This is a genomic window from Enterobacter cloacae complex sp. P38RS, assembly GCF_014930775.1.
In the GTDB taxonomy this organism is placed as follows: Bacteria; Pseudomonadota; Gammaproteobacteria; order Enterobacterales; family Enterobacteriaceae; genus Enterobacter; species Enterobacter bugandensis.
The window spans coordinates 204,379-216,595 of sequence record NZ_JADBRS010000007.1 but is presented as its reverse complement, the minus strand read 5'-3'; the positions used below and the strand labels follow the sequence as shown (position 1 = coordinate 216,595).

Sequence of the window (12,217 nt, the reverse complement as noted above, 5' to 3'; positions counted from 1 at the left end):
AAGCCTAAAGAAATCAACATATGAATAAAACAGAACAATTGGCGAGCCTGACGGCGTTTGCAGAGAGCCGCCTGGCAAACGATCCGCCGCTTCGGGCCGTACGTGCATTCGAGGCCATCGCCAGGCTGGGGAGCGTCACGCTGGCCGCGCAGGAGCTGGATATCTCTCCGTCGGCCGTCAGCCATCAGCTCAAGGTGCTCGAAGGATACCTGCAAATGCCGCTCACGGAACGTCAGGGACGCAGGCTGGTGCTGAGCCAGCACGGGCGGGAATATTACCGCTCGATCCGTGCGGCGTTTAACGTGTTGCGCCAGGCGACGGAGCACCTGGCGGAGCAGGCGCAAACGCGTCAGGTCACCATCAGCCTGATTCCGCTTTTTGGTATGGGGTGGTTTATCCCGCGCTTGCCTGCGTTCATGCGCGCCAATCCCCAAACCGAGATCAACGTGGTGTATGCCAATCACCGTAACTATCTGAGCGACGCGTCGGATATGTCGATTCGTTTTGGTAACGGGCAGTGGGCGGGGTATCAGAGTGAAAAGCTGATTTCCGGCCAGATGGTGCCGGTATGCAGCCGCGCGTTTTTGCGCGTTCATGGCCATATCGACACGCCTGAACAGCTGCTGCAAATGCCGCTGCTGCACGATGAAGAGCGTACGAGCTGGACGCAGTGGTTTTTGTTGCAGGGGGTAAAACGACCACTCCGGCGCAGCGGCCCGCTGTTTGAAGACGGGCTGTTGACGCTGGCGGGCGTTCAGGCAGGGCTGGGATGTGCGCTCATGCGTGAGCCGCTGATTGCGCCATATCTTGAGAGCGGCGAGCTGGTCAAGATATTTGACTTACCGATTGATGACGGGCGCGATTATTACCTCTGCGTGCGCTCAGATTCAGAGATGACCGAAGACGGCAAGCTGCTGCAAACCTGGCTGCGTCGGGCGGCAGGCGGGGAGTTGTCTGTCGGGTAAAAGCGGAAGATAAAAAAAGCCAGCGTGCTACGCTGGCTTTTGTACTGACAAATCTTAGAACTGGTAGGTCAGACCCAGCGCAACGATGTTGTCGGTACCGATACCTGCTTGGCGAGTGAACTGGTTGTCGTCCAGCAGGTTGATTTTGTAATCCACGTAGGTGGACATGTTTTTGTTAAAATAGTAGGTGGTGCCGACATCAATGTATTTAACCAGATCCTGGTCGCCGAAGTTCTCGATGTCTTTACCTTTAGACTGCAGGTAGGCGATGGATGGACGCAGGCCAAAGTCGAACTGATACTGAGCCACAACTTCGAAGTTTTGCGCCTTGTTTGCAAAGCCGTAGATATCGCTGCGGTTACCGTTAGAGGTGCCGAAACGGGTTGCGTTATAGGTCTGAGAGTACTGCGCCGCGAGGTAAACGTTGTTCGCGTCGTACTTCACGCCGCCGCTGTACACTTCAGCGCGGTCGCCTTCACCGTATACGCCAGCCGCATTCTGGTCAGCGGTACGGCGAGAGGAAGACATTGCACCACCGACGCTGAAGCCTTCACCCAGATCGTAAGTCAGAGACGCGCCGTAGCCGTCGCCGTTCTGGTTCAGCAGGCTGCGGCCGTTGGTGTTTTCACCGCTTACGCTGCCGTTTTTACCCTGGTACTGCAGGGCAAAGTTCAGGCCGTCAACCAGACCGAAGAAGTCCTGGTTACGGTAAGTTGCCACGCCGTTTGCACGAGACTGCAGGAAGTTGTCGGCACCGTAGGTGTCACCGCCGAATTCTGGCAGAACGTCGGTCCAGGAGGTCACGTCGTAAATCACGCCGTAGTTACGGCCGTAATCGAATGAACCGGCTTCAGCGAACTTCAGACCTGCGAAGGCAACACGGGTCCAGGACTGGTTGTCGCCTTCGTCCTTGTTACCCTGAATCTGGTATTCCCACTGGCCGTAACCGGACAGCTGGTCGTTAACCTGGGTTTCACCCTTGAAGCCGATACGCATGTAGGTTTTATCACCGTCTGCGCCTGCGTCATCAGAGAAATAGTGCAGACCTGTCACTTTACCGTACAGATCCAGCTTGTTACCGTCTTTGTTATAAATCTCAGCTGCGTTTACAACGCCTGCTGCCAACATGGAAGTGACTGCCACTGCAACTAATTTAAGTTTCATCTTAAATATTCCTTATAATTTTTTTCAGTATTTCCTGAACCATCGCGAACGATTTCTAAACGAGGCTGTTCGTCAACGGCGTGCTATTTTTAAAAATCTTGTAGTTGTCTTTCAATAATAAGTTTCAAAATATGAGTAATAATTTCATTTAGTGTGATCGAGATCGGGTTAATGACGCCTGAATAAAATGTTGTGGCGATTATTTAATCAGTATGAGTTTATTTTTTTGGCAACCATGATGGCGAATATTATTGCATTCCGTGTTATTAAGAGCGGTAATATTCGCAGGGAAGTAGTTACGCAGCGGTGTCAGGTTATGTCAATTTGATGCCGGGGGAATTGACGAAGGAAGCTAATATAAACAGAACATCAACAAGTGCACTAATGTTCTGATTAATATATTACGATGTGATCACATATTAAATTTATGTTAATTTTTCTGCCGGATTTAATCGAACCCGGCATAAATCTGAACCCTATTTTCGTGTAGCGTACCAGCAGAGCAATGACCCGGCGCAGACCATCAGCGCGCCCTGCCAGAACGAAAAAGAGAGGGGGGAGCTTAGCAGCACGGCTGCAAGCGCGGCGGAGAGCACGGGAGTAAAATAGGATACGGCAGCCAGCACCGTGACGTTACCGTGCAGAATGCCAATATTCCATGCTGCATAGCCAAACCCAAGCGCAATGCCGCACATAACGAGCTTCACGATAACCGGAAAGCTGAACACCATTTCTGGCTGATCGCTAATGGTATATTTCACCCACAGGCTCAGCGCAGTGAGCAAAACAAAGAGGGTAATACCGTTTTGCCCTTTGGCAAATTTGGCGGTTACGGTGCAGTAGGCGGCCCAGATAAATGCTCCGGCAAAAGCAAGCGTATAGCTAAGGGGATTAGAGACGACATTGCGGATTATTTCATCAATGTGTAATCCTTGCTCACCTCCTAATACCCAACACACGCCGAGCAGAGCGATAGCTAAACCGGGGACGACCCACAGCGTTGATTTCTGTCCGTTGAATAAAATAGCAAAGACGATCGTCAGGCTCGGCCAGAGATAATTAACCATACCGACTTCTATGGCCTGCGCTCGCGTGGCGGCATAGCCTAACGACAGCGCCAGACAAATTTCATAACTGACAAACAGTACGCTGCCTGCAATAAGATACCCGGGTGAAAAACGTTTAATATCAGGAAATCCTACCGTTACCAGGCACAATAACCCACTGAGGGTGTAAATCATCGCCGCGCCGCCGACGGGCCCCAGCCCCTCGCTTACGCTGCGAATCAGGCCCACCATTGTGCTCCATAGCAGTATTGCCGCCAGCCCCGTGAGCGTTGCTCTCTTTCTGTCCATTACGTTTTCATCGCTAATAAAATCACAGGGAAAATGTATAGCATTAATTCTGACCCTGTCGCGAATTATTCTCTTACGTGTTTAACCCTTAAGGGGTATTCAAACGCGGCAGCGGTGACTATTAAGGGGGCGACGTCAGGCGACCTTGATTTGACGCAAAAAAAACAGGGGCTTTAATGTTAGTTTGCGGCGCGAAGTCTTATCAGATAACGAGGACAACAATGGACGTCAGCCGCAGACAATTTTTCAAAATCTGCGCGGGCGGTATGGCCGGAACCACAGCCGCAATGCTGGGATTTGCTCCCAAAATGGCGCTGGCTCAGGCACGCAACTATAAGCTGCTGCGTGCGAAAGAGATCCGTAACACCTGCACATACTGCTCCGTGGGTTGTGGGCTATTGATGTATAGCCTGGGCGATGGCGCGAAGAACGCCAGAGAAGCGATTTACCATATTGAAGGGGATCCGGATCATCCGGTGAGCCGTGGGGCGCTGTGCCCGAAAGGGGCGGGACTGCTGGACTATGTCCACAGCGAAAACCGCCTCCGCTACCCGGAATACCGCGCGCCGGGCTCCGACAAATGGCAGCGCATCTCCTGGGATGAGGCGTTCTCCCGTATTGCAAAACTGATGAAAGCCGACCGTGACGCCAACTTTATTGAAAAGAACGAGCAGGGCGTGACGGTCAACCGCTGGCTCTCTACCGGGATGCTGTGCGCATCTGCGGCAAGCAATGAAACCGGCATGCTGACGCAAAAGTTTGTGCGCTCTCTCGGCATGCTGGCGGTAGACAACCAGGCGCGCGTCTGACACGGACCAACGGTAGCAAGTCTTGCTCCAACATTTGGTCGCGGTGCGATGACCAACCACTGGGTTGATATTAAAAACGCCAACGTCGTGGTGGTGATGGGCGGTAACGCCGCTGAAGCCCATCCGGTGGGATTCCGCTGGGCGATGGAAGCGAAAAACAACAACGATGCGACGCTTATCGTCGTCGATCCGCGCTTTACGCGTACGGCATCGGTGGCGGATATCTATGCACCGATCCGCTCCGGTACGGACATTACGTTCCTCTCCGGCGTGCTGCTGTACCTGATCGAAAACAACAAAATTAACGCGGACTACGTTAAGCATTACACCAACGCGAACCTGCTGGTGCGGGATGATTTTGCCTTCGATGACGGGCTGTTCAGCGGCTATGACGCTGAAAAACGCCAGTACGACAAAACGTCCTGGAACTATCAGTTCGATGAAAACGGCTATGCGATGCGGGATGAAACGCTGACGCATCCGCGCTGCGTGTGGAACCTTCTGAAGCAGCACGTTTCCCGCTATACGCCGGACGTGGTGGAGAACATCTGCGGCACGCCGAAAGCGGACTTCCTGAAGGTGTGCGAGGTGCTGGCCTCCACCAGCGCCGCTGACAGAACCACCACGTTCCTGTATGCGCTGGGCTGGACGCAGCACACCGTGGGCGCGCAGAACATCCGTACCATGGCGATGATCCAGCTGCTGCTCGGCAACATGGGGATGGCCGGTGGCGGCGTGAACGCCCTTCGCGGACACTCTAACATTCAGGGCTTAACCGATCTCGGCCTGCTCTCCACCAGCCTGCCGGGCTACCTGACGCTGCCGTCGGAAAAGCAGGCCAGTCTGCAAGCGTATCTTGAAGCTAATACGCCAAAAGCAACGCTGCCGGACCAGGTGAACTACTGGAGCAACTATCCGAAGTTCTACGTCAGCCTGATGAAATCCTTCTACGGCGACGCGGCGCAGAAGGAGAATGACTGGGGCTTTGAGTGGCTGCCGAAGTGGGATCAGGCTTACGACGTCATCAAGTATTTCAACATGATGGATAAGGGCGACGTCACCGGTTATATCTGCCAGGGCTTTAACCCGGTGGCGTCATTCCCGGATAAAAACAAAGTCGTGCGCAGCCTGAGCAAGCTGAAGTACATGGTGGTTATCGATCCGCTGGTGACCGAGACCTCCACCTTCTGGCAGAACCACGGGGAATCCAACGATGTCGATCCGGCGTCGATTCAGACCGAAGTGTTCCGCCTGCCGTCCACCTGCTTTGCGGAAGAGGACGGCTCTATTGCCAACTCCGGCCGCTGGCTGCAATGGCACTGGAAAGGGCAGGATGCACCGGGCGAAGCGCGTAACGACGGCGAAATTCTGGCCGGCATTTATCATCGTCTGCGCGAAATGTACCGCACCGAAGGCGGCAAAGGCGCGGAGCCGCTGCTGAAGATGAGCTGGCACTACAAGCAGCCGGATCGTCCTGAGTCTGAGGAAGTCGCGAAAGAGAACAACGGCGTGGCGCTGGCGGATCTGTATGACGCGAGCGGCAACCTGGTCGCGAAAAAAGGCCAGCTGCTGAACAGCTTTGCGCTGCTGCGCGATGACGGGACAACGGCATCGTCCTGCTGGATCTACACCGGCAGCTGGACGGAGCAGGGTAACCAGATGGCCAACCGCGATAACGCTGACCCGTCAGGCCTGGGCAACACCCTGGGCTGGGCATGGGCGTGGCCGCTGAACCGTCGCGTGCTGTACAACCGCGCGTCCGCCGACGTGAACGGCAAGCCGTGGGATCCGAAGCGCATGCTGATCCAGTGGAACGGGGCGAAGTGGACGGGGAACGACATTCCAGACTACAACACCGCCGCGCCGGGCAGCAACACCGGGCCATTCATCATGCAGCCGGAAGGGCTGGGGCGCCTGTTCGCCCTCAACAAGCTGGCAGAAGGGCCATTCCCGGAACACTACGAGCCGATGGAAACGCCGCTGGGGACCAACCCGCTGCACCCGAACGTGGTCTCAAGCCCGGTGGTGCGCATTTACGAAGAGGACGTGCTGCGCTTAGGCAAAAAGGACAAATTCCCGTACGTGGGGACGACCTACCGCCTGACCGAGCATTTCCACACCTGGACCAAGCACGCGCGGCTTAACGCCATCGCGCAGCCGGAACAGTTTGTGGAGATAAGCGAAACGCTGGCGAAGGCGAAAGGCATTGCCAACGGCGATCGCGTCAAGGTGAGCAGCAAGCGCGGCTTTATTCGCGCCGTGGCGGTGGTGACCCGTCGTTTGCAAAGTCTGAACGTGCACGGCCAGCAGGTGGAAACCGTCGGTATTCCGCTGCACTGGGGCTTTGAAGGGGTGGCGCAGAAAGGCTATATCGCCAACACCCTGACGCCAAACGTCGGCGATTCCAACTCGCAAACGCCGGAGTACAAAGCGTTTCTGGTCAACATCGAGAAAGCGTAAGGAGCGATTAAATGGCGATGGAAACACAAGACATTATTAAACGCTCCGCGACCAACCCGATCACCCCCGCGCCCCGCGCGCGGGACTATAAGGCAGAGGTCGCCAAGCTTATCGACGTCTCCTCCTGCGTGGGCTGTAAGGCCTGCCAGGTGGCCTGTTCGGAGTGGAACGATATCCGCGACGAGGTGTGGCACTGCGTCGGGGTTTACGATAACCCGGCGGATCTGAGCGCCAAATCCTGGACGGTGATGCGCTTTAGCGAAACCGACCAGAACGGCAGGCTGGAGTGGCTGATCCGCAAGGACGGCTGTATGCACTGTGAAGATCCCGGCTGCCTGAAGGCGTGCCCGTCTGCTGGCGCCATTATTCAGTACGCCAACGGCATCGTCGACTTCCAGCAGGATAATTGCATTGGCTGCGGCTACTGCATCGCGGGCTGTCCGTTTAATATCCCGCGCCTCAATAAAGAGGATAACCGGGTATACAAATGCACCCTGTGCGTGGACCGCGTCAGCGTCGGGCAGGAGCCTGCCTGCGTGAAGACCTGTCCGACCGGTGCGATCCACTTCGGCACCAAAAAAGAGATGCTCGACGTGGCGCAAGAGCGCGTGGACAAGCTGAAAGCGCGCGGCTACGACAAGGCAGGCATTTACAACCCGCAGGGCGTGGGCGGCACGCACGTGATGTACGTGCTGCATCACAACGACCAGCCGGAGCTGTATCACAACCTGCCGAAAGATCCGGCGATCGATACCTCCATCAACCTGTGGAAAGGGGCGCTTAAACCGCTCTCTGCGGCGGGCTTTATCGCCACCTTTGCGGGGCTGATCTATCACTACATCGGTATCGGCCCGAATAAAGAGGTGGATGACGACGAGGAGGAGCATCATGAGTAAGTCGAAAATGATAGTGCGCACCAAATTTGTCGATCGCGCCTGTCACTGGACGGTGGTCATTTGCTTCTTCCTGGTGGCGGTATCCGGTATTTCGTTCTTCTTCCCGACGCTGCAGTGGCTGACCGAAACCTTCGGTACGCCGCAGATGGGGCGCATTCTGCACCCGTTCTTCGGCGTGCTGATTTTCGTGGTGCTGATGTTTATGTTCGTGCGCTTTGTCCATCACAATATTCCGGACAAGCAGGACATCCCTTGGGTGAAAGGGATTGTCGAAGTCCTGAAGGGTAACGAGCATAAAGTCGCGAAGGTGGGGAAATACAATGCCGGACAGAAGATGATGTTCTGGACCATCATGAGCATGATTTTTGTGCTGCTGGTGACCGGGGTGATGATCTGGCGTCCTTATTTTGCACAGTACTTCCCGATCCAGGTAGTGCGTTACGCGCTGCTAATTCACGCGACGTCGGCCATCATCCTGATTCATGCCATCCTGATCCATATGTATATGGCGTTCTGGGTTAAAGGGTCGATCAAAGGGATGATTGAAGGGAAGGTGAGTCGCCGCTGGGCGCAGAAACATCACCCGCGCTGGTATCGTGATGTGGAACGGCTGGAGGCGAAACAGGAAAGTACGGAAGGGATGAAGTAAGACCTGCGCCGTCGGCTCTGCCCGGCGGCGCTGCGCTTGCGCGGGCCTTCATGTGTTAGTCAATAAACGATCAATTGCCGCTATAACGTCATGACGTGCGTTACGTAAATTACAAACATAGTCTTTAGGATTGATTTTGTTGTTGTTAAGGTTGGTTATCATCGGTGAATAAATCAGAAACGTTTCAAAGTCGATATTTACGCCCGGAGCCAGATGGCTCTGCCATAACGGCAACTTATTATTTCTCGCGAGTGGCACAATTACGCGTGTGGCAAGATCATCATAACAATCATCCTGAATGAGCATATAATAGGGAAGTTTGTCCCGTGTAGCCGCAGATGTATTACGGTAAACATTAAATTGTCTCAGCATTAAAGCACCCTGAAAAACTCATCATCAGTGATGGTTCCGTGTTTCTCCACAAAATCATTCATTGCCCGTATAAATGCACGATCCTCTTCTGATGGCTGCCGCCGCCTGGTTGAGTTTTGTTCTGCATGACACAAGGGCTTACGCGATGTGATGTTCTGGCCCAGCTCTGCTTCTGTGGTATGTTTCATCGTTATCTCCTTTGTTGGTGCGGTCATTATCAACCGCCGCCAACAAAAAACAATACTGTATCCCCTGGTAATCTATATTCTGCGAGCCGCCTTCCAATTATATCAGAATCGCTCCTCTACATACCGGAACGGGTATTTCGTGGGTTTAACTTTGCCGATTTTGCGCTTAGGTAAATCCACCTTGTCGAGGTGAATTTCTTTATACGGGATCTGCGAAAGCAGATGCGAAATAATATTCAGACGCACGCGTTTTTTATCTTCAGAACGCGCGACAAACCACGGTGCCCAGGCGGTGTCAGTGGCTTCAAACATGGCGTCGCGCGCGCGGGTGTACTCGTCCCAGAGGTTAAAGGATTTAATATCCATCGGCGACAGCTTCCAGATCTTACGCCCATCGTTAATGCGGTCGCGCAGGCGGCGCTCCTGCTCTTTCGGCGTCACCTCCAGCCAGTACTTCAGCAGGATAATCCCGGCATCGACCATCGCTTTTTCCATAACCGGCGCGCCGTCCAAAAATTTCTCCGCCTGTTCCTCCGTGCAGAACCCCATCACCCGCTCCACGCCCGCGCGGTTATACCAGCTGCGATCGAAGATCACGATTTCACCCGCCGAGGGCAGGTGAGGCACATAGCGCTGGAAGTAGAGCTGGCTTTTCTCTTTATCCGTTGGGGCAGGAAGCGCAACAACGCGAAACACGCGTGGGCTGACGCGCTCGGTGATCGCTTTAATGGTGCCGCCTTTGCCGGCGCCGTCGCGTCCCTCAAAAACAATGCACACCTTCAATCCTTTGGCGACGACCCACTGCTGGAGCTTAACCAGTTCGACGTGCAGGCGGCGGAGCTCTTTTTCATACTCTTTGGTCTTAAGGGGGGCATTCGATGCGACATCAACAGCGACAGGGGTTTTCTTTTTGCTTCCCATGATTGTCATCCTCAGGTTGTCCGGCGTGGAAAAAGCGAGGCCGCACTATGAAGTGTAATCCACCTGAATTAATGGATTAACGTGTCAGCCAGCTGATTTGAACTGGCTCACCATACAAGATTATTTAATAATGCCCTCGCGAATGATTAACCGGTGGTTGAGGCATGAAAAAGACAATATTTTCGTTGGCGCTTGGCACATTTGGCCTGGGTATGGCTGAATTTGGCATTATGGGGGTGTTAACCGAGTTGGCGCATGACACCGGTATTTCGATTCCCTCCGCTGGGAATATGATCTCGTTTTATGCCTTCGGTGTGGTGATTGGCGCGCCGATTGTAGCGCTGTTCTCCGGCAAGTTCTCGTTAAAAACGACGCTGCTGTTTCTGGTTGCCATGTGCGCAGTCGGAAATGCCCTGTTTACGTTTTCTACGTCGTATTTCTGGCTGGCGCTGGGGCGTTTGATCTCCGGTTTTCCGCACGGGGCCATTTTTGGCGTCGGGGCGATTATCCTCTCTAAAATTGCGCCACCCGGGAAGGTGACGGTCGCGGTGGCCGGGATGATCGCCGGGATGACCGTGGCCAACCTGGTGGGCGTCCCGCTCGGCACCTGGCTGGGGCACCAGTTCAGCTGGCGTTACACCTTTTTCCTGATTGCTGCGTTCGACGCGCTGGTTATCCTCTCGGTTCTGCTCTGGGTGCCGGACATCCATGACAAATCAGAAATCAAATTGTCCGAGCAGTTTCAGTTCCTGAAGAAACCGGAACCCTGGCTGATTTTTGCCGCCACCATGTTTGGCAATGCTGGCGTGTTCGCGTGGTTCAGCTTCGTTAAGCCGTTTATGGTCAACGTTTCTGGCTTTTCCGAAGGGATGATGACGGCCATCATGATGCTGATGGGCCTTGGCATGGTGTTGGGCAATCTGCTGAGTGGCAAACTCTCGGGGCGCTTTAGCCCGCTGCGCATTGCGGCCATCACCGATATGGTGATTGTCGCCTCGCTGCTGCTGCTTTTCGCCCTGGGCGAACTGAAAACGGCCTCGCTGGTGATGGGCTTTATCTGCTGTGCCGGGCTGTTTGCGCTCTCTGCACCGCTGCAAATTTTGCTTCTGCAAAATGCGAAGGGCGGTGAGATGCTGGGGGCAGCCGGAGGGCAGATGGCGTTTAATCTCGGCAGCGCGATCGGGGCGTACTTTGGTGGGATGATGATTACCCTCGGCTTTAGCTGGCGCTACGTCACGCTGCCTGCGGCGCTCCTCTCGTTCTCGGCCATGAGCGCGCTGTTGATCTACGGTTACCTGCGGGCCAGACAGGCTCAGGCTAACGCTCGCGCGCTAGCCTGATTGCATTCAGGCAAGCCAGGGCTCGCCCAGGGTCAGCATCAGGCGGTTGGCCCAGGCGAAGAACGCAGCGGACTGCACCAGGTCCAGCTGGGCTAAGGTGTCCAGCCCCTCTTTTTCCAGAGCGGCGAGGTGCAGCGGCGTGGCGGCCGGCGGGGTAACCGACAGCGCTGCCGCAAAATTAATTTCCGCCTGCCAGCGTGCAGATTGCCCCTCGCTCAGGGACTGTCCCGGACGCACGGCCAGCAGGGCCTCTACCGCCGCGTCATCCTTTGACAGCTGGCTGGCTTTGCGCGCATGGACAGAGGCGCAGTAGATGCAGCCGTTGATTTTACTGGCTACCGTTGCGGCCAGCTCGCGCTCGGCGCGCGGCAACCCCCCCGGCGTATAAAAAATCCCTTTATCGGTCAACGTGCGCTGTTCAAGCACCGGCAGGTTGCGCCCCAGCAGGCGGAAGTAGTCGGAATCGGTATGGCCAAATTTCGCCAGAACGGCAACCTCGTCATCATGGAAGTCCGCCAGCGGTTTGGCGTCGATCCACGGCTCCCAGCCCAGCTCCTGCTGGGTGAACGCGACGGGAGCCGTCTTCCCGGAGACCGTGGTTGCGGTTGTATGCCAGATGCCTGCCGCCACCGGCACATCGCTTGCCACAACCGGCTTGTCATTTAGCAGCCGCAGCCCGGCGACGAGTCGGCTCTGAAAGCTGACAAACGCAACAAGCTGCGCCAGGGTAACAATGCCTTCCTTGCTCCAACCCGCCTGGATCAGCGCCTTTAACGATGTCGGCGTGGCTTCAACGGGTGAGAAGGTCAGCAGACGCGCGAAATTCAGCGCCGGGGTCAGACGGTCTGAGGTCGGGTCGGCCAGGCCAAACCCCGCATAGTGCGCGGCCAGCGCCTCCGCGTTGTGCCACCTGGCGACTTTTGCCGCGACGGCGAAGCGCTCGTCCAGCGCAAAATCGCTATCCAGCTGGGTAAATAAGACTTCGTAGCTGCCCTGGGCGTGGCGCGTGGCGGCGTCCCGCGTGGTGCGCGCCTCTGCCAGAGGGGAACCGGGTTTAATTTCCGCCAGCTCGGCGAGAATGTCCTGACTTAATGACAT

11 protein-coding genes are annotated in these 12,217 nt (G+C 55.4%); 5 read left to right on the top strand and 6 right to left on the bottom strand.

Annotated elements, in window-relative coordinates:
• Window positions 1–20: 20 nt before the first annotated feature.
• On the top strand, window positions 21–965 hold the full coding sequence (locus IM303_RS12115; protein ID WP_028013257.1) for a LysR substrate-binding domain-containing protein: 945 nt from the start codon (window positions 21–23) through the stop codon (window positions 963–965).
• Window positions 966–1,019: 54 nt separating this feature from the next.
• On the opposite strand, the gene IM303_RS12110 is transcribed toward IM303_RS12115, so the two are convergent.
• Window positions 1,020–2,129 carry a porin OmpC gene (locus IM303_RS12110; RefSeq protein ID WP_028013256.1) on the bottom strand — a complete coding sequence of 370 codons (1,110 nt, stop codon included), beginning with the start codon at window positions 2,127–2,129 and terminating at the stop codon, window positions 1,020–1,022.
• Between the two features lie 476 nt (window positions 2,130–2,605).
• On the bottom strand, window positions 2,606–3,484 hold the full coding sequence (gene yddG, locus IM303_RS12105) for an aromatic amino acid DMT transporter YddG (RefSeq protein WP_028013255.1): 879 nt from the start codon (window positions 3,482–3,484) through the stop codon (window positions 2,606–2,608).
• 221 nt (window positions 3,485–3,705) lie between these two features.
• On the opposite strand from yddG, the gene fdnG reads away from it, so the two are divergent.
• Genes fdnG through fdnI form a run of 3 tightly spaced genes read left to right on the top strand, consistent with a single transcriptional unit; the run spans window position 3,706 to window position 8,298 of the window.
• Window positions 3,706–6,753 (top strand): formate dehydrogenase-N subunit alpha, encoded by a 3,048-nt coding sequence (fdnG, locus tag IM303_RS12100; RefSeq protein ID WP_192971119.1) that lies wholly within the window; start codon window positions 3,706–3,708, stop codon window positions 6,751–6,753.
• An 11-nt stretch (window positions 6,754–6,764) separates the two neighbouring features.
• Window positions 6,765–7,649, top strand: coding sequence for a formate dehydrogenase subunit beta (gene fdxH, locus IM303_RS12095; RefSeq protein ID WP_193359980.1), 885 nt, complete (start codon window positions 6,765–6,767; stop codon window positions 7,647–7,649).
• Window positions 7,642–8,298, top strand: a complete 657-nt coding sequence (gene fdnI, locus IM303_RS12090; RefSeq protein ID WP_028013252.1) for a formate dehydrogenase-N subunit gamma — start codon at window positions 7,642–7,644, stop codon at window positions 8,296–8,298. Before fdxH ends, fdnI begins: the two co-directional genes overlap by 8 nt.
• A gap of 48 nt (window positions 8,299–8,346) precedes the next feature.
• On the opposite strand, the gene IM303_RS12085 is transcribed toward fdnI, so the two are convergent.
• From IM303_RS12085 to ppk2, 3 genes are all read right to left on the bottom strand, one after another.
• A complete protein-coding gene (locus tag IM303_RS12085) occupies window positions 8,347–8,670 on the bottom strand; it encodes a CcdB family protein (RefSeq protein ID WP_045260591.1) in 324 nt (107 codons plus the stop codon).
• Entirely contained in the window at window positions 8,670–8,858 is a 189-nt protein-coding gene (locus IM303_RS12080; protein WP_045260590.1) for a type II toxin-antitoxin system CcdA family antitoxin, read from the bottom strand. Before IM303_RS12080 ends, IM303_RS12085 begins: the two co-directional genes overlap by 1 nt.
• 102 nt (window positions 8,859–8,960) lie before the next feature.
• The gene (ppk2, locus tag IM303_RS12075; protein WP_045260589.1) at window positions 8,961–9,779 is read right to left on the bottom strand and encodes a polyphosphate kinase 2; all 819 of its coding nucleotides are present in this window, start codon (window positions 9,777–9,779) and stop codon (window positions 8,961–8,963) included.
• Window positions 9,780–9,943: 164 nt separating this feature from the next.
• Between ppk2 and araJ the strand changes: the two genes are divergently transcribed.
• Entirely contained in the window at window positions 9,944–11,119 is a 1,176-nt protein-coding gene (gene araJ / locus IM303_RS12070; protein ID WP_193359979.1) for an MFS transporter AraJ, read from the top strand.
• Between the two features lie 6 nt (window positions 11,120–11,125).
• Here the strand turns inward: araJ and IM303_RS12065 are convergent, their stop codons facing one another.
• Window positions 11,126–12,217: an alkylhydroperoxidase domain protein gene (locus IM303_RS12065; RefSeq protein ID WP_193359978.1), complete on the bottom strand. Its 1,092-nt coding sequence runs from the start codon at window positions 12,215–12,217 to the stop codon at window positions 11,126–11,128.

Excerpts from the sequence above, each read along its gene's own strand:
- IM303_RS12115 (WP_028013257.1), top strand. The coding sequence starts at position 21 with ATGAATAAAACAGAACAATTGGCGAGCCTGACGGCGTTTGCAGAGAGC.
- IM303_RS12110 (WP_028013256.1), bottom strand. The coding sequence starts at position 2,129 with ATGAAACTTAAATTAGTTGCAGTGGCAGTCACTTCCATGTTGGCAGCA.
- yddG (WP_028013255.1), bottom strand. The coding sequence starts at position 3,484 with ATGGACAGAAAGAGAGCAACGCTCACGGGGCTGGCGGCAATACTGCTA.
- fdxH (WP_193359980.1), top strand. The coding sequence starts at position 6,765 with ATGGCGATGGAAACACAAGACATTATTAAACGCTCCGCGACCAACCCG.
- fdnI (WP_028013252.1), top strand. The coding sequence starts at position 7,642 with ATGAGTAAGTCGAAAATGATAGTGCGCACCAAATTTGTCGATCGCGCC.
- IM303_RS12085 (WP_045260591.1), bottom strand. The coding sequence starts at position 8,670 with ATGCTGAGACAATTTAATGTTTACCGTAATACATCTGCGGCTACACGG.
- IM303_RS12080 (WP_045260590.1), bottom strand. The coding sequence starts at position 8,858 with ATGAAACATACCACAGAAGCAGAGCTGGGCCAGAACATCACATCGCGT.
- ppk2 (WP_045260589.1), bottom strand. The coding sequence starts at position 9,779 with ATGGGAAGCAAAAAGAAAACCCCTGTCGCTGTTGATGTCGCATCGAAT.
- araJ (WP_193359979.1), top strand. The coding sequence starts at position 9,944 with ATGAAAAAGACAATATTTTCGTTGGCGCTTGGCACATTTGGCCTGGGT.
- IM303_RS12065 (WP_193359978.1), bottom strand. The coding sequence starts at position 12,217 with ATGTCATTAAGTCAGGACATTCTCGCCGAGCTGGCGGAAATTAAACCC.